The 17039-nt window shown below is 68.7% G+C and carries 12 protein-coding genes; 2 read left to right on the forward strand and 10 right to left on the reverse strand.

From position 1 onward, the window contains the following. Positions 1 to 12: 12 nt before the first annotated feature. The 8 genes from ACJH7A_RS01410 to mqo are packed head-to-tail and all read right to left on the reverse strand — an operon-like array spanning position 13 to position 10096. Positions 13 to 1380 carry an alpha/beta hydrolase family protein gene (locus tag ACJH7A_RS01410; RefSeq protein ID WP_212811799.1) on the reverse strand — a complete coding sequence of 456 codons (1368 nt, stop codon included), beginning with the start codon at positions 1378 to 1380 and terminating at the stop codon, positions 13 to 15. 33 nt (positions 1381 to 1413) lie between these two features. Continuing rightward, complete coding sequence (locus ACJH7A_RS01415) at positions 1414 to 2949, reverse strand: MFS transporter (protein WP_244872949.1); 1536 nt, start codon at positions 2947 to 2949, stop codon at positions 1414 to 1416. Positions 2950 to 3004: 55 nt separating this feature from the next. Then, on the reverse strand, positions 3005 to 4234 hold the full coding sequence (gene cobA, locus ACJH7A_RS01420; RefSeq protein WP_212811801.1) for a uroporphyrinogen-III C-methyltransferase: 1230 nt from the start codon (positions 4232 to 4234) through the stop codon (positions 3005 to 3007). 22 nt (positions 4235 to 4256) lie between these two features. Then, positions 4257 to 5621: a cobyrinate a,c-diamide synthase gene (locus tag ACJH7A_RS01425; RefSeq protein WP_212811802.1), complete on the reverse strand. Its 1365-nt coding sequence runs from the start codon at positions 5619 to 5621 to the stop codon at positions 4257 to 4259. A 19-nt stretch (positions 5622 to 5640) separates the two neighbouring features. Then, a complete protein-coding gene (cobO, locus tag ACJH7A_RS01430) occupies positions 5641 to 6255 on the reverse strand; it encodes a cob(I)yrinic acid a,c-diamide adenosyltransferase (RefSeq protein ID WP_212811803.1) in 615 nt (204 codons plus the stop codon). A gap of 10 nt (positions 6256 to 6265) precedes the next feature. Further along, positions 6266 to 8128, reverse strand: a complete 1863-nt coding sequence (locus tag ACJH7A_RS01435; RefSeq protein ID WP_406801321.1) for a magnesium chelatase subunit D family protein — start codon at positions 8126 to 8128, stop codon at positions 6266 to 6268. After that, complete coding sequence (locus ACJH7A_RS01440) at positions 8125 to 8586, reverse strand: GNAT family N-acetyltransferase (RefSeq protein WP_406801322.1); 462 nt, start codon at positions 8584 to 8586, stop codon at positions 8125 to 8127. Before ACJH7A_RS01440 ends, ACJH7A_RS01435 begins: the two co-directional genes overlap by 4 nt. A gap of 13 nt (positions 8587 to 8599) precedes the next feature. Next, complete coding sequence (mqo, locus tag ACJH7A_RS01445) at positions 8600 to 10096, reverse strand: malate dehydrogenase (quinone) (RefSeq protein WP_073695149.1); 1497 nt, start codon at positions 10094 to 10096, stop codon at positions 8600 to 8602. A 212-nt stretch (positions 10097 to 10308) separates the two neighbouring features. Between mqo and ACJH7A_RS01450 the strand changes: the two genes are divergently transcribed. Both ACJH7A_RS01450 and mtr read left to right on the forward strand, forming a co-directional pair. Then, complete coding sequence (locus ACJH7A_RS01450) at positions 10309 to 11268, forward strand: alpha/beta hydrolase (protein WP_406801384.1); 960 nt, start codon at positions 10309 to 10311, stop codon at positions 11266 to 11268. A 4-nt stretch (positions 11269 to 11272) separates the two neighbouring features. Next, a complete protein-coding gene (gene mtr / locus ACJH7A_RS01455) occupies positions 11273 to 12649 on the forward strand; it encodes a mycothione reductase (protein WP_406774927.1) in 1377 nt (458 codons plus the stop codon). Here mtr and ACJH7A_RS01460 read toward each other — a convergent pair. Continuing rightward, complete coding sequence (locus tag ACJH7A_RS01460; protein WP_406801323.1) at positions 12646 to 13749, reverse strand: HoxN/HupN/NixA family nickel/cobalt transporter; 1104 nt, start codon at positions 13747 to 13749, stop codon at positions 12646 to 12648. The two genes, mtr and ACJH7A_RS01460, sit on opposite strands and share 4 nt — an antisense overlap. Before the next feature lie 15 nt (positions 13750 to 13764). Further along, on the reverse strand, positions 13765 to 17001 hold the full coding sequence (locus tag ACJH7A_RS01465) for an SNF2-related protein (RefSeq protein WP_406801324.1): 3237 nt from the start codon (positions 16999 to 17001) through the stop codon (positions 13765 to 13767). Positions 17002 to 17039 lie beyond the last annotated feature (38 nt).

A 17039-nucleotide genomic window follows, 5' to 3' on the forward strand; every position in this document is an offset into this window, starting at 1 on the left:
AGCAGACGGCCCTTACAGCGTCGGGACGGCGTGCGAGCCGGCCGGTGCCGCGGCTCCCGGCGTGCGCAGCTTGCCTGCCACCCACGGAAGCGAATCCGCGAAGGCCTCGTTGGCGAAGCCCCAGTCGTGCAGGCCGAGCAGGGCCCGGATGTCGGCGTTGATGCCGTGCTGCTGGGCGATTTCGCACAAGGTGCCGGCCGCGATGTCCTGGCCCTCCGGATTCGCGCGCGCATCGCGCGGCACACCGGGGCCGGGTGCGTGGCAGGCCGCGACGGTGCCGGGGATCTCGAACAACCCGGAGATGCCGTGGTACCGGCCGTACTGCCGCATCACGGTGCTCGGATCGAACTCGGCCCATTTGGCCGCGTCACCCCCGTAGAGCTTGGCGATGGTCTGGTCCTTGCTGCCGATGTTCGGGCTCAGGTCCCCGGCGATGTCGACGAACGCGCTGAACAGGTTGGGATGGCGCGTCGTGAGCTGCACCGCGCAGGTGCCGCCCATGGACCAGCCGACGATGCCCCACTTCTCCGGCTCGGGACTGACGCCGAAGTTCGAGATGAGATACGGAACGACCTCTTTGGTCAGGTGGACCGACGAATTGCCGTGGCTGCCGTTGACGCATTCGGTGTCGTTGTTGAACGAGCCGGTGGCGTCGGCGAAGACGAACACCGGCGCCTCACCGCCGTGGGCCGCCGCGTAGTTGTCGATCGTGGCCTTGGCGTTGCCCGCCCAGATCCAGTCCGCCGGGGTGTTCAGCTGCGAGCCGATCATCATCACCGTCGGCAGCTGCGGCGGCGGATTGCTCGCGAACCATGCCGGTGGCAGGTAGACGAGTTCGGCGCGGTGCGTGAAGTTCGATTCCTGCGAGGTGGTCACGATGGGCACCACGACACCGCGCGGCGGCCGGATGCCTTTGAGCTGCATGGCCGTGACCGTCCAGCGGTCCACCTCGTCGGGCACCTTGCCGACGGTGAACTTGTGCCACGCCACGTACGCGGTCGGGAAGTACCCGACCCAGACATTCATCATCAGCAGCGCGCAGAGTGCGCACAGGGGCACCGCGAGCAGGGCCACCCCGCGGCGCCGCCAGGGGGATCCGCGCCAGCCGAGGATCAGGACCGTGGCGGCGAACCCGCCGAGCGCCGTCCAGATCCACAGCAGTACCGGGGCCGGGTCGCCGGCGATACCGAGCGAAGTGATGTACCAGTACAGACCGGCCGCGCACGCGACGCCGACCGCGAGTGCCCACGGCAGCCGGCTGATGCTCCACTGCCGCGACCGTCGCCCGACCGCACAGCACAGTGCCGCGAAAGTCAGTAGCTGGATCAGAAACGGAAGCCACCCATGCGTCAGCGACGCATGGGTGACGAACGAAGGCACGCCGATCCTCCAGGAAGCTACGTCGAGATCGAGCTACAGCTCGCCGGCGTCCAGCGCTTCCTTGGTGTCCTGCGCCGCCGCAACCTCGTCGGCGGTGTAGGTGATGAACAGCGACACCACGCCGACGATCACCGCCACCGCAGCGACCCAGAGCAGGCCGTAGGTGTAACCGTGGTCGAGTGCCGTGTGCTGCGCGGCGTTCATCTTGGCGACCGGACCGGTGGTCCCGCCGAGGTACAGCGTGCGCGACGTGATGACGGCCTGGATGACGGCCAGCACGACCGGCCCACCCAGGTTCTGCAGCATCAGCGCGATGGCCGACAGCGGACCGATGTCGCTCAGCGCGACGCCGGCGATGGCCGAGACGGTCAGCGGCACCACGATCATGCCGATACCGAAACCACCGACGGTGATCGGGATGACGAGGTTCGGGAAGTACGGGATACCGCCGTTGAGGGTGGACCCGTAGATCATCGCGGCGAGCACCAGGATGCCGCCGGCGATCACCAGCACGCGCGGCGAGAACATCGCCACCAGCTGCGACGACAGGCCCAGACCGATGCCGAGCGCGATGACGAACGGGATGAAGCCGATGCCGGCCTTCAGCGCGCTGTAGCCCATGATGTCCTGCACGTACAGGCCGATCAGGACGGTCAGCGTGAACATCACGCCACCGGCGAGGAAGACCGCGGCGAAGGTGGCCACGCGGTTGCGGTCCCGGAACAGGCTGAACGGCACGACGGGGTGCTCGGCGCTGCGCTCGACGAACAGGAACGCCAGGAACAGCACGGCCGCCGCGGCGCCGGAGCCCAGCGTCAGCGGGGACAGCCAGCCCTTCTCCGGCCCCATCGAGAAGCCGAACACCGCCGCGGTGCAGGCCAGGGTCGCCAGGATGGCGCCGGCCGCGTCGAGCTTCATGCGCTCGCGGGACGTCTCGGTCAGCGTGGTGCGGGCCAGGTAGATCATGACGAGGCCGATCGGCACGTTCACCAGGAACGCGTAGCGCCACGAGAACACCGTCAGCGCGCCGCCGACGACGAGGCCCATCACCGAGCCGACGCCGGTCATGGCCGCGAAGATCGCGGTGGCGGCGTTTCGGGCCGGACCCTTCGGGAAGGTGGTGGCGACGAGCGCCAGGCCGGTCGGCGAGGCGATCGCCGAACCGACACCCTGCAGCAGCCGGGCGATGACCAGGGTCGTCTCGTCCCACGCGACACCGCACAGGATGGAAGCGATGGTGAAGAGCGCGACACCGACGATGAAGGTGCGCTTGCGGCCGATGGTGTCGCCGAGGCGGCCACCGAGCAGCATCAGACCACCGAACGTCAGCACATAAGCGGTGATCACCCAGCTGCGGCCGGCATCGGAAAGCCCGAGCTCGTCCTGAATCTTAGGAAGGGCAACGATGGCGACGGTGCTGTCCATCGTGGCCAGCAGCTGCATGCCACCGATGGCGATGACCGCGGAAAGAAAGCGGGGGGACGGAAGCCAAGCTGGATACCAGCTCTTTCGTTCGTCCTCGGTCTGCCCCACGTGAATCGTGAGCGGTTCGCGGCGGCTGTGTGCCATGGCGGTGCGCTCAGCGTCGTTGAGAGCCGTCATGGAAAGCTACCTTACAGTAATCTTAAGATTTCTTTAACCCTGCGAAGGCCGCGACGTCCCCGATCACGATGATCGCGGGGGGCCGGATGCCCTCCGAACGGATGTCCTCCGCCGCGTCGGCAAGCGTGGTCTGCAGCGTCTGCTGTGCCGCCGTCGTCCCGTGTTGAACCACCAGCACCGGTGTTTCCGCAGGTCGGCCCCCTTGCAGCAGAACCTTCGCGAAAAGCTCGATGCGCTCGACGGCCATCAGCAGCACGATCGTGCCGCGCATCGCGGCCAGTGCGTCCCAATTCACTAACGATTCCGGGTGCCCGGGCGCGACGTGGCCGCTGACCACCACGAATTCGTGCGTCACGGCCCGGTGGGTGACGGGAACGCCGGCCAGGGCCGGAACCGCTATGGCGCTGGTCACACCGGGTACGACGGTGACCGGAATGCCGGCGTCGGCGCATGCCAGCACCTCTTCATAGCCGCGCGCGAAGACGAACGGGTCACCGCCTTTGAGCCGGACCACGAACTTGCCCTCCTTGGCCCGGTCGATCAGGACGGCGTTGATCGCGTCCTGGGCCATCGCCCGGCCGTACGGAATCTTGGCGGCATCGATCACCTCGACGTGCGGGCCGAGTTCGGCGAGCAGCTCCTGCGGGGCCAGCCGGTCGGCCACCACCACGTCGGCGTGGGCCAGCAGCCGGCGACCGCGGACGGTGATCAGCTCGGGGTCCCCCGGGCCACCGCCGACGAGGGCCACACCGCGGTAGCTGTCGGGTTCGGCGGCGTCGCCGATGGCGCCGCGCTGCAGCGCCTCGTGGATGGCGGTGCGCAGCGCCGCCGAGCGCCGGTGCTCGCCGCCGGCCAGCACACCGACCGTCAGCCCGTCGTATTCGAAGGACGCCGGGGTCACCGCCGACCCTTCCTGGCCGGCGTCGGCGCGGACGCAGAAGATGCGGCGGCGGTCGGCTTCCGCGGCCACCGCGGCGTTGACGGCGTCGTCGTCGGTCGCGGCCAGGACGTACCAGGCACCGTCGAGATCGTCGGTCTGGAATTCCCGCGAGATGAAGGTGATGCCGGTGCCGTCGGGGTTGTCGACGAGTGCTTCGACCACCGGGGTGGCAGCGGGCGCCACGACGTGGACGTCGGCGCCGCTGGCGATCAGCAGCGGCAGGCGGCGCTGGGCGACGCTGCCGCCACCCACGACCACGACCTTCTTGCCGGACAGATGCAGCCCCACGAGGTAGGCATGCTGGGACGTCATTTTGCTCCTCGCGTGCGCAGTATCACTCGGCGAGTTTAGTTGCCGCCGATACGAACCGACGCACCGAGTGCGGATGCGCGGCCGGATGGGTGTGCAGGTAGCCCGCGTGCACGCCGCCGCGGACGGCCCCGTCGTGCACGGTGGCCTGCCCAGCGCCCCGGAAAACCCAAGCCGGCGGCTGCTGCTCGGCGAATTCGACTGTGGTGCGGTGAAATTCGTGGCCGGTGACGCGCTCCCCCGCGGCGTGCATGCTGGAGTCGACCGTTGCCACGGCATCGCGGTAGCCCAGTGTCAGCCGTTCGGTGAAGCGCGCCGAGCCGGACAGCACGCCACACATTGGGTGCCCGTCGAGGTCGTCGACGAGGTACGTGAGCCCGGCACACTCGGCATGCACCGGCGCGCCGGAGGCCGCCAGCGCGGCAATCTGTTCGCGGACAACGGCATTGGCCGACAGTTCCGCGGTGAACTGCTCGGGGAAACCACCGGGTATGACGAGCGCCTGCGTGCCATCCGGCAGCGGGTCGCTGAGTGGGTCGAAGGCCACGACCTCGGCGCCGGCCATCTCGAGCAGCTCGGCGTGCTCGGCGTACCCGAAACTGAAGGCCTTGCCGGCGGCGAGCGCGACCGTTGCGGCCGGACCGGACTCCAGCTCAGGAGCCCACTGCGGTTCAAGAGTGCCGATCCCGGCACACCGGGCCACCGCCTCGATGTCGACGTGGCGGGCGACGAGCTCGGTCATGACGTCGACGGCCTCGTGCGCCCGGCGGCCGTGTTCGACGGCGGTGACCAGACCGAGATGCCGCGACGGAATCTCCAGCCCGCTGTTGCGCGGGATGGCGCCGAACACCGGGACGCCCGCCTGCTCGCAGGCCTGCCGCAAGACCTCCTCGTGCCGCGGCGAGCCGACCTTGTTGAGGATCACCCCGGCGATCCGCACAGCTCGGTCGAACGTCGAAAAGCCGTGCAGCAGAGCGGCAATGCTCTGGCTCTGTCCCCGGGCATCGACGACCAGCACCACCGGCGCGCCGAGCAGCCCGGCGACGTGGGCGGTCGACCCGGGCGCCGGCGACATCGCCTGCTCGGTGATGCGGCCGTCGAACAGGCCCATGACGCCCTCGATGACGGTGACGTCGGCGCCCGCACTGCCGTGCCGGTAGAGCGGACCGATCAGTTCGGCGCCGACGAGGACCGGGTCCAGGTTGCGGCCCGGCCGGCCGGTGGCCAGTGCGTGATAGCCCGGATCGATGAAGTCGGGGCCGACCTTCGCGGCGCTCACCGTGTGGCCGGCGCGGCGCAGGGCACCCATCAGGCCGGTGGCCACGGTGGTCTTGCCGCTACCCGACGCCGGCGCCGCGATCACGACCGCCGGGACGGGATTCGTGGTCACTTCGTCCCCGCGGGAGAACTCACCATTCGATGCCGCGCTGGCCCTTGCGGCCCGCGTCCATCGGGTGCTTGACCTTGGTCATCTCGGTCACCAGGTCGGCGGCGTCGAGGAGCTGCGGCGGGGCGTCGCGGCCGGTGATGACGACGTGTTGGGTGCCGGGACGCCGGGTCAGCGTCGACACCACCTCATCGATGTCGAGCCAGCCCCACTTGAGCGGGTAGGTGAACTCGTCCAGTACGTAGAAGTCGTGCTGCTCGGCGGCCAGCCGCCGCGAGATCTCGGCCCAGCCTTCGACGGCCGCAGCGGCATGGTCCTCGTCGGAGCCCTGCCGGCGCGTCCACGACCAGCCCGAGCCCATCTTGTGCCACTGCACCGGTCCCCCGACGCCCTGCTCGTCGTGCAGGCGGCCGAGCGTCTGGAATGCCGCTTCCTCGCCGACCTTCCACTTGGCGCTCTTGACGAACTGGAACACCGCGACGTCGAAGCCCTGGTTCCAGGCGCGCAGTGCCATCCCGAAGGCGGCGGTGGACTTTCCCTTGCCCGGGCCGGTGTGCACGGCCAGGATCGGCGCGTTGCGGCGCGCCCTGGTGGTCAGTCCGTCGTTGGGGACGACGAGCGGTTGTCCTTGTGGCATAACAGTTTCCTTACGCGGCGGCTTGCCCGGCCCGGACCACACGGGCCAGGTTGTCGGCGCGCAGCTGCGCCAGTTGCACGGCGGGCGCACCGAGCTGGCCGGCCAACTGCTGCGCCAATCCCAGTCGAATATAGGAGGTTTCGCAATCGACGACGACGGCGGCTGCGCCCTCGGCGACGAGGAGGCCGGCGGCGGTCCGGGTCCGGCCGAGTGGATCGGGGCCACCCGTGGCGCGGCCGTCGGTCAGCACGACCACCAGCGGACGACGGGCCCGGTCCCGGGTCTTCTCGCGCAGCACCACATCCCGCGCGGCCAGAAGCCCTTGCGCCAGCGGAGTTTTCCCGCCGGTGTCGAAACGGGCCAGGCGCCGGCTCGCGATGTGCACCGACGACGTCGGCGGCAACAGCAGGGCGGCCTCGGCGCCGCGGAAGGTGACGACGGCGACCTTGTCGCGGCGTTGGTAGGCATCACGCAGCAGGGACAGCGTCGCGCCACTGACCGCGGACATGCGGTCCCGCGCGGCCATGGAGCCCGACGCGTCGACCACGAAGATCACCAGATTGCCTTCGCGCCCTTCGCGAATCGCGTGGCGGACGTCGGTGGGGGCCACCTGCAGGCGTCCGGCCTGTGGCCTGCGGTCGGCCGCGGCGAGCAGCGTGCCGAACACATGCACGCCGTGTCCGGCCTGGGCGTCGTCAGTCGCCGAGATCGGGGTGCCGGTGCGGTTGCGCGCCCGCGACCGCCGGCCGGGAGCGCCCTCCCCCACGCCGGGCACCACCAGCGCCCGGGTCCGGAACGTCGCCGACGGCGGCGCACTGGGCCGCGACGCACTGCCGGGCCCGGCCGAGTTTCCTTGCGGCGCCGCCTCTTCCGAGCTGTCCGCGGAGACGCCGCCGCCCGGCGGATCGGATTCGGGATCCGGCTCCGGCTGAGATTGCGCTTCGGCTTCGGCCTGCGCCATGGCGTCGTCGAGCTGCTGCGGGTCCAGGCCCGGGTCGTCGAAGGGGTCGCGACGGCGCCGGTGCGGCAGCGCGAGTTCCGCGGCGACCCGGACGTCCTCCGCATCCACCGCGGACGCGCCGCGCCAGGCGGCGTGGGCGACGGCCGTGCGGGCCACCACCAGGTCGGCACGCATGCCGTCGACGTCGAACGCCGCGCACAGCGCCGCGATCCGGCGCAACTCGTTGTCCGGCAACAACACCGAGGACACCGCCGCGCGAGCCTTGGCGATGCGGCCCGCCAGCTCGGCGTCGTCGGCCGCGTAGCGCGCACCGAAACCCGCCGGGTCCGCTTCGTAGGACATGCGGCGCCGGATGACCTCGACCCGGACGTCGACGTCGCGCGACGCGTACACGTCGACCGTCAATCCGAAGCGGTCGAGCAACTGCGGGCGCAGCTCGCCCTCTTCGGGATTCATGGTGCCCACCAACATGAATCGGGCCTCGTGCGAATGCGAGACACCGTCGCGTTCGATGTGCACGCGGCCCATGGCGGCGGCGTCGAGCAGCACGTCGACCAGGTGGTCGTGCAGGAGGTTCACCTCGTCGACGTAGAGGACGCCGCCGTGCGCGCGGGCCAGCAGGCCCGGCGAGAAAGCGTGTTCGCCGTCCCGCAACACCTTCTGCAGATCGATCGAGCCGACGACGCGGTCCTCGGTCGCGCCGATCGGCAGCTCCACCAGCCGGGCGTCGGCGTCCACGGCCGCCAGCACCTCGGCAAGACCGCGTACCGCAGTCGATTTCGCGGTGCCCTTCTCGCCGCGGATCAGCACGCCACCGATATCGGGGCGCACCGCACAGAGCACCAGGGCAAGCCGCAGCCGGTCCTGCCCTACGAGCGCGCTGAAGGGATACGGTGCCGTGACCGCACTCACCGAGTCTCCGATCCGTGCCGGAGCATCGGCACATGGGGAATACCGTCGTCGAGGAATTCGTCACCGGCGCGGACGAATCCGTGCCGGGCGTACATGTCCTCGAGGTAGGTCTGGGCATCGATCCGGCAGGGGTAGCTGCCCACTTCGGCGAGTGCCGCCTGCATCAGCCGGGTGGTGTGGCCCTGACCGCGGTCGGCACGTTTGGTGCACACCCGGCCGATCCGGAACACCTTCTCGCCGCCGGGATGCTCTTCCATCAGTCGCAGCGTCGAAATGACTTGGCCATCAGGGTTTTCCAGCCAGAAGTGCCGCGTCTCGGCCAGCAGGTCGCGGCCGTCCAGTTCCGGGTACGGGCAGGCCTGTTCCACCACGAAGACTTCGACGCGCAACTTCAGCAGCTCGTACAGCGTTGCGGCGTCGAGATCCTTGGCCCAGCTACGCCTCGGTGTGGCGGTCATCCGGCCTCGAAGATCAAGCCGGCTGATCGAGCTTGAGCACCTTGGTCCCCCAGTCCCACACCTCGCGGTACAGCTTGGGTTCGCCGGACAGGTTGACGCCCAACGAGGGCACCATCTCCTTGAGCTTGGGCAGCCAGGCCTGGTAGCGGTCGCCGAAGCAGCGCTCCAGCACCTCGATCATGGCCGGCACCGCGGTGGACGCGCCCGGCGACGCACCGAGCAGACCGGCGATGCGGCCGTCCTCGGCGGTCAGGACCGTGGTGCCGAACTCCAGCACACCACCGATGCCCTTGCGGCGGATCACCTGCACACGCTGGCCCGCGATGTCCAGCTCCCAGTCGGAATCGACTGCGCTGGGGGCGAATTCGCGCAGCGAATCGACGCGCTCGCCTTCGCTGAGGGCCAGCTGCTCGAGCAGGTACTTCACCAGACCCAGTTCGGTGACGCCGACGCCGAGCATGGACGCGAGGTTGTTGGGCTTGACCGACAGCGGCAGGTCGGTGATCGAGCCCTGCTTGAGGAACTTCGGCGACCAGCCGGCGAACGGCCCGAACAGCAGCCAGGACTGGCCGTTGATGATGCGAGTGTCCAAGTGCGGCACCGACATCGGCGGGGCACCGACCGACGCCTGGCCGTACACCTTGGCCTGGTGCGCCGCCGTCAGGTCCTGGTTGTCGGTGCGCAGGAAGGCACCACCGACCGGGAACCCGCCGAAGCCCTTGGCCTCCGGGATACCGGCCTTCTGCAGCAGGTGCAGCGCGCCACCGCCGGCGCCCAGGAACACGAACTTGGCGTTGATCTTCTGCTTGTCGCCGGTGCGCCGGTTGAGCACGCTCAACTTCCAGCTGCCGTCGGACTGCTTGCTCAGGCCCGTCACCTCATGGCCGAACATGGTGGTCATGCCGCGCTGCGCGGCGAAGCCGATGAGCTGCTTGGACAGCGAACCGAAGTCGACGTCGGTACCGTCGGTGGTCCAGTTGAGCGCGACGGGCTCGGTGAAGTCGCGCTGCTCGGCCATGAACGGCAGCCGACGGGCGAACTCATCCTTGTCGTCGATGTACTCCATGGTCGAGAACAACGGGTTGGTGACCAGCGTCTCGCGCCGCTGGCGCAGGTAGTCGAGGTGCTCGGCACCGTGCACGAAGCTGACGTGCGGGATGGGGTTCAGGAAGCTCTTGACGTCCGGCAGCACCCCGTTCTCCACGGCGTACGCCCAGAACTGCCGCGTCACCTGGAACTGCTCGTTGACGCTGACGGCCTTCTTGATGTCGATGGTGCCGTCGGAGTTGCGCGGCGTGTAGTTGAGCTCACACAGCGCCGAGTGGCCGGTACCGGCGTTGTTCCAGGGATCGCTGCTCTCGGCAGCGGCACCGTCGAGGCGCTCGATCATGGTGATGGACCATTCGGGCTCCAGCAGCCGGATCAAGGCTCCGAGCGTGGCGCTCATGATGCCCGCGCCCACGAGGACGACGTCGGTCTGTGCGCTCTCAGCTACGTTTGCATTCGACACGTGATCGCTGTCCTTCGTACTCGGGTTACCCGCCGGTATTGACGGATGCTCGGTGCTCAAGGTTATCGCGCCGCAGTTCGCCGCCGACGCGCTATCTCCTCCCATTGACCATGATGTTCGTCGCAGTTAGGGTTGAGTACGTGACGCCGCAGGAGCCACAGGGACCACCCGACTGGCAACCGGACGTGCTGCCCGGGTACTGGCAGCAGACCATGGCACTGGGTACCGACCCCGACGGTGAGGGCGACCTGGTCGCCACCGTGGTGAGGCGCGGGCAGCCCGGGCGGGTCGCGCAGGCGGTCCTGGTCATTCATGGCTACACCGACTACTTCTTCCACACCGAGCTCGCCGATCACTTCGCGGCGCGCGGCATCGCGTTCTACGCGATAGACCTGCATAAATGCGGACGGTCGCGGCGGCCGGGGCAGACCCCGCATTTCACCACCCATCTGGCGTCCTACTACGACGAACTGCGCCAGGCCCTGCAACTGATCGCCGCCGATACCGCCGGCGCCAAGGTGTGCCTGTACGGCCACTCCGCGGGCGGACTGATCGCGACGTTGTTCGCCGACCGGCTCCGCCGTGACGGCGCGCCGGCCGCGCACCACGTCACCGGCCTGATCCTCAACAGCCCGTTCTTCGATCTGCACGGGCCGGCGGTCCTGCGCACGGCGCCGGTGTCGGGCACCCTGCGAGCGCTGGCCCGGTTCCGCAAGCTCGCGGTGATCCGGCAGCCGACCGAGGGCGGCTACGGCACCAGCCTGCACCGCGATCACGGCGGTGAGTTCGACTACAACCTGGACTGGAAACCGTTGGGCGGCTTCCCCGTCACCATCGGCTGGATCAACGCCATCCGGCGGGGACAACTGCAACTGCACCGCGGGCTGGACGTCGGGGTGCCGAACCTGATCCTGCGGTCGGACCACACGGTGGCCGAAACCACCACCGCGGCCGGGATGGAGCGCGGCGACGCGGTGCTCGACGTCAGCCAGATCGCGCGGTGGGCCGGCTGCGTCGGCAACCGCAGCACCATCGTCCCGGTCGCCGACGCCAAACACGATGTGTTCCTGTCGCTGCCGGGGCCCCGCGCCGTCGCGTTCGCCGAGCTGAACCACTGGCTCGACGGTTATCTACAATCCGCATCTCCCACAACGCAACACGAACAGGCCTGACGCCATGGAGCATTACGACCTGACCATCATCGGCACCGGTTCGGGCAACAGCGTGCTCGACGAGCGGTACGACGGCCTGAAGGTCGCGATCTGCGAGCAGGGCAAGTTCGGCGGCACGTGCCTGAACGTCGGCTGCATCCCGACCAAGATGTTCGTCTACGCCGCCGACGTGGCCCAGACCATCCGGCACAGCGCCACTTTCGGCGTCGACTCGCACATCGACGGGGTGCGCTGGCCGGACATCGTCGAGCGCGTCTTCGGCCGGATCGACCCGATCGCGGCCGGTGGCGAGGACTACCGCCGCGGCCTGCCGAACGTCACGGTCTACGGCAGCCACACCCGCTTCGGGCCGACGCTGCCCGACGGCACCTACACGTTGCGGACCGCCGACGGCGACGAATTCAGCTCCGACCGGGTGGTCATCGCCGCGGGCTCGCGCAGCTGGATTCCCCCGAACATCGCCGGCTCCGGTGTCCCCTACTTCACCAGCGACGACATCATGCGCATCCCGGCGCTGCCCGAGCATCTGGTGATCATCGGCGGCGGGTTCATCTCGGTGGAGTTCGCGCACGTGTTCTCGTCGCTCGGATCGAAGGTGACGATCGTCCTGCGTGGCGACCGGCTGCTGCGGCGCTGCGACGAGGAGATCTGCCGGCGGTTCAGCGCGGTGGTCGGCAAGAAATGGGACCTGCGGACGCAGGAGAACGTCGTCGGCGCCCAGCGCGACGGTGACGGCGTCGTGCTCGAGTTCGACGACGGCGAGACTCTGCGCGCCGACGCCCTGCTGGTTGCCACGGGCCGGGTGCCCAACGGCGACCTGCTCGATGTGCACTTGGCCGGGGTGGGTCTCGACGACGACGGCTACGTCGTCGTCGACGAGTTCCAGCGCACCACGGCGCGTGGGATTTTCGCGCTGGGTGACGTGTCGTCACGCCACCAGCTCAAGCACGTGGCCAACCACGAGGCGCGGACGGTGAAGGAGAACCTGCTGCGCGACTGGGACGGCGAGCTGGTGGCCAGCGACCACCGGTTCGTTCCCGCCGCGGTGTTCACCGATCCGCAGGTCGCGATGGTCGGCATGAACGAAGCCGAGGCGCGGGCAGCGGGTTTCGACGTCGTGGTCAAGGTGCAGGAGTACGGCGACACCGCGTACGGCTGGGCCATGGAAGACACGACGGGCATCGTCAAACTGATCGGCGAGCGCGGCACCGGACGGATTCTGGGCGCGCACCTGATGGGTTATCAGGCGTCGTCGTTGATTCAGCCCCTGATCCAGGCGATGTCGTTCGGGCAGACGGCGCAGGACGTGGCCCGCGGGCAGTACTGGATTCACCCGGCGCTGCCCGAGGTGATCGAAAACGCGCTGCTGGGCTTGAGCTAGCTGTCAGCCGGGCTGAGCCGGGCCGTCCACTTCTCCTCGATCCGGCCCCACCGCCACACCAGCAGTGCCACCACCCAGGTGACTACGAACAGCCCGACGATGCCGAATCCGACGGTGTTCAGGTCGATTTCGCCGATCCACGCCCAGACGCCGCCGGACCAGCCCAGCTCCTCGGCCAGCAGGCCCAGCAATTCGATGGTGCCGATCACCAGGGCCACCATGACCGACAGCCCGGTGATGGTGATGTTGTAGTAGACCTTGCGCACCGGCCGGGCCAGCGCCCAGCCGTACGCGACATTCATGAACGCGCCGTCGATGGTGTCCAGCAGGCTCATCCCGGCCGCGAAGAGCACCGGCAGACAAAGGATTGCGTACCACGGCAATCCGGCCGAGGCGCCGGTCCCGGCCAGCACCAGCAGCGCCACCTCGGTCGCCGTGTCGAAGCCGAGGCCGAACAGCGCGCCCAGCGGATACATCTGCCACGGCTTGCTGATGGCGCGGGTGAACCGGCGCAGGATGCGGTTCATGAACCCGCGGTTGTTGAGTTGATGTTCGAGTGCGGCCTCGTCGTACTCACCGCGGCGCATCCGCATGAACACCTGCAGGATGCCCACCAGGACAACGACATTGATGGCCGCGATCAGGTACAGGAAGAAGCCCGAGACGCCGGCGCCGATGAGCCCGGTGTACCGGTGCAGCATCGACGAATCGTCCTGCAGCGGACCGACGATCGACGTGATGCCCAGCGACAGCAGCAGGGCCAGGCCGAACACGATGGTCGAATGCCCGAGCGAGAAGAAGAATCCGACGCTGAGCGGCCGGCTGCCACTGCGGCCGTGCGGGGCAACGGCGTTGTCCGCCATGAGCTTGCGGGTGGTGTTGTCGATGGCGGCGATGTGGTCGGCATCGAACGCGTGCCGCAGGCCCAGGGTGTACGCGGTGAGTCCGATCCCGATGCCGAGCGCCGTCCCGCCGACGGTGTGGTGCTCGGGTACGGCGACGAGGATCAGGGTCCCCCAGCCGATGACGTGCAGTGCGGCGATGACGCCGAACATCGCCGCCAGTCGCCCCCAATCCTGACCGGACAACGAAAGCCGCATGCGGTTCAGTCTCCCTCAGCCCAGCAGTTCGCGTATGTCGGAGGCGGTAATTGCGGTGCCGAACATGTCACCGTCGTCGATCACGGCGGCGAACAGCGCGCGCTTGCGCTCCTGCAGCGCGATCACCTTTTCCTCGATCGTGTTCTCGGACACCAGCCGATAGACGTTCACCGGGCGCTGCTGGCCGATGCGGTGCGCCCGGTCGACGGCCTGCGCTTCGGCGGCCGGGCTCCACCACGGGTCGCACAGGAAGCAGTAGTCGGCGGCGGTGAGGTTCAGTCCGAAACCGCCGGCTTTGAGACTGATCAGGAACACCTTGGTCCGGCCGGCGCTGAAGTCGTCGATGGCCTGCGCCCGGGCCCGCGCGTCCACCGACCCGTCCAGGTAGCTGTACTCGATCCCGGCCGCGTCCAGGCGGTCGCGCAGGATCGCCAGAAAACCGGTGAACTGGCTGAACACCAGCGCACTGTGATCCTCGGCGACCAGCTGGTCCAGTTGTTCGATCAGGAAGTCCACCTTGGTGGACCCGGCTTCCATGGTCTCGGCATCGACGAGCCCGGGATGCAGGCTGAGCTGCCGCAACAGCGTGAGAGACCGGAAGATCTGGAAGCGGTTCTTCTCCCACTCCCCCAGCAGGCCGAGCACCTTCTGCCGCTCGCGCGCCAGCCGGGTGTCGTAGATCTTGCGGTGTCTGGCCGACAGTTCGATGGCCAGCATCTGCTCCTGCTTGGGCGGCAGCTCCTTGACGACCTGATCCTTGGTGCGGCGCAACAACACCGGCTTGATGCGCCGCCGCAGCAGCGCCAGCCGTCCGGGCTCGCCGTCGGACTCGATGGGCTTACGGAAGTAGCGCTCGAAAATCTTCGGGCTGGGGAACAGACCGGGCACCGTGATCGACAGCAGCGACCACAGCTCCATCAGGTTGTTCTCCATCGGCGTGCCGGTGATGGCCAGTTTGAACGGCGCATCGAGACGACGCGCGCACTGGTGCGTCTTGCTGTGATGATTCTTGACGAATTGCGCCTCGTCGAGAATCATTCCGGCCCAAGCGATTTCCCGATACCGGTCGTTGTCGATCCGCAGCAGCGTGTAGGTCGTGACGACGATGTCGGCCGCGGCGACCTGCTCGGCGATGGGCACCGCGCCGCGGGCCTCGGTACTCGAGACGACGACGGTGGTGAGCCCGGGCGCGAATTTCGCACACTCCGCCGCCCAGTTGGATGCCACGCTGGTCGGCGCGACGACGAGAAACTTGCCCGCGCCCTGCTCGACGGCGCGACTGATCAGGGCCAGGGTCTGCACCGTCTTGCCGAGACCCATGTCGTCGCCCAGCACACCGCCGAGTCCGTTGTCCCACAGGAACGCCAGCCAATTGAGCCCGTCGCGCTGATAGTCGCGCAGCTCGGCCTGCAGTCCGGCCGGCGTGGACACCGAAACCGGCGGCTGCGCCGCGGCCAGCCGCGCCATGTTGTCGCGCCACTGCGCCAGTTCCCGGTCGACGACGCCGAGGCCCAGCAGCTCGTCCCACAATGTCGCGTTCAGCGACGACGCGTTGACCCGGTCGCCGTCGAGCTCCCCCAGCGCCTGGGCCTCTTCGATCAGGGCCCGGAGCTTGAGCAGTTCGGGGGTGTCGAGCCGGAAGTAGACGCCGTTCGACAGCAGCATGTGGGTGGCACCGGACGCCAGTTCGGCGATGACGGCCGACAGCGCGACGGGGTAACCGTCGACATCGATGGTGATGTGCAGGTCGAACCAGTCCTGCGCCGGCGCCTCGTCGGAGGACGCGGTACCGAACCCCAGTTGCGCGCCGGCGACCGAGCGCCGGAATGCCGCGGCCCGCTCGTCGATCTCGACGATCAGCTGTTCGTATCCGGCGAGCTGCGGCAGCACCTCGTGGCACAGCACCGCGATCTGCGGCAGGGACAGCCGGCGCGAAAGCAGCAGCGAGGCCAGCGGGTCCTCCTGCGCCGACAGTCCCGAAATCAGTTCCAGCGCGGGCGCGATGGCCCGCCACATCGCATCCTCGGCGGCGTTGTCCCGGATGCCGCTCGTGCGGGTAACGCCCGCCGCGTCGAACTCCTGGCGCCGCCCGTTCACCTCGTACCGGGTGCGCCACTTCACGCGGCCGTCAACCTCGTCGACCGTGATGCTCAGCACGGGCAACGGCCCCACGATGTCCGGTTCGGCGAACAGACCCTCCGGCATGTCGACGGGCACCGTCCGGCGCAGCTGCGGCAGCACGTCCGTCGCGAACTCCGAGAGCGCCTCGGGCGGAATCTGTACCTTCTCGTCGTTCGCGATCAACTTGAGCAGTGTGGGACCGGGTACCGGCGCGAAAGCCCCGAGATGCAGGATGCCGTCCACCAATTGATGGATGCCGTGGGGTGTGGGTGCGCCCACGAGTCCGACGCCTTCGGGCGCCCGCGGCTCGCCGTCGACGACGAGCACCGTCGACATCTGCGCACCGCCGGTGTCGGAGACGGTGAAGTCCAGCCGCAACTGGACGTCCTTGGCGAGCTCCACCGCCCGGATGCCCGCTCCCGGGATGAGCGTGACGCCGGCCTCGACCGCTGTGTCGAGATCGTTCCAAAAGCTCTGTCCCACAGCGGAAAGCACCAACTGGTCGCTGCTGTACGGATAGTAGCCGGGGACGGCGAGCACCAGCGCCCGCAGCGCGTTGTACTGCTGCCGGTCGAACTCGCCCGGGTCGGCGGTGTCGAACAGACGCCGCCAGCTGATCCCGCTCTTGATCCAGTTTCCGCGCTTGCCGACCGTCAACGTCCGGAGCGTCGCGATGGGCGTCGTGTGATACCGGCCCGCCGGCAGCATCCCGAACTCGAGCGCCAACGGCTTACCGGCGGCGTCGGTATCGGCATCGGTCATCTCGTGCAACAGCGAACCCAGCACCACTTGCCAGCGTTGCGGGGCCGTCCGGTCAGGTGCGCTCGGGATCGCCGCCAACAGCAGCGCGACGGCATGCTTGCAGTAGCGCCCCACCGGGCAGGTGCAGACCGTGTACTCGATCTCCAGGCCGGTGCGGGGACCCGACAACGCCACTTCGACGTCGTAGTACTCGGACTTCGAACCCAGGCACGAGCCGGTGAGCGTCCCGTCGACGGCGTCGTACCGAGCAGCGACCACCCGACCCTGGTTCGCGTAGGTCTCGCCGCGCGCCAGCGTCTGGGCGTTGAAGGCGCGAAGCACCTCGTGGGGCGCGAGCGCCAGCCCGGCCGTCGAGTCCGTGCCTTCCATGTCGTCACGATAACGGCCGGGACCGACAGGGGCAGTTC

The organism is Mycobacterium sp. SMC-17 (genome assembly GCF_045310915.1).
In the GTDB taxonomy this organism is placed as follows: Bacteria; Actinomycetota; Actinomycetes; order Mycobacteriales; family Mycobacteriaceae; genus Mycobacterium.

Excerpts from the sequence above, each read along its gene's own strand:
- ACJH7A_RS01415 (WP_244872949.1), bottom strand. The coding sequence starts at position 2,949 with ATGGCACACAGCCGCCGCGAACCGCTCACGATTCACGTGGGGCAGACC.
- cobA (WP_212811801.1), bottom strand. The coding sequence starts at position 4,234 with ATGACGTCCCAGCATGCCTACCTCGTGGGGCTGCATCTGTCCGGCAAG.
- cobO (WP_212811803.1), bottom strand. The coding sequence starts at position 6,255 with ATGCCACAAGGACAACCGCTCGTCGTCCCCAACGACGGACTGACCACC.
- ACJH7A_RS01440 (WP_406801322.1), bottom strand. The coding sequence starts at position 8,586 with ATGACCGCCACACCGAGGCGTAGCTGGGCCAAGGATCTCGACGCCGCA.
- ACJH7A_RS01450 (WP_406801384.1), top strand. The coding sequence starts at position 10,309 with ATGGCACTGGGTACCGACCCCGACGGTGAGGGCGACCTGGTCGCCACC.
- mtr (WP_406774927.1), top strand. The coding sequence starts at position 11,273 with ATGGAGCATTACGACCTGACCATCATCGGCACCGGTTCGGGCAACAGC.
- ACJH7A_RS01460 (WP_406801323.1), bottom strand. The coding sequence starts at position 13,749 with ATGCGGCTTTCGTTGTCCGGTCAGGATTGGGGGCGACTGGCGGCGATG.
- ACJH7A_RS01465 (WP_406801324.1), bottom strand. The coding sequence starts at position 17,001 with ATGGAAGGCACGGACTCGACGGCCGGGCTGGCGCTCGCGCCCCACGAG.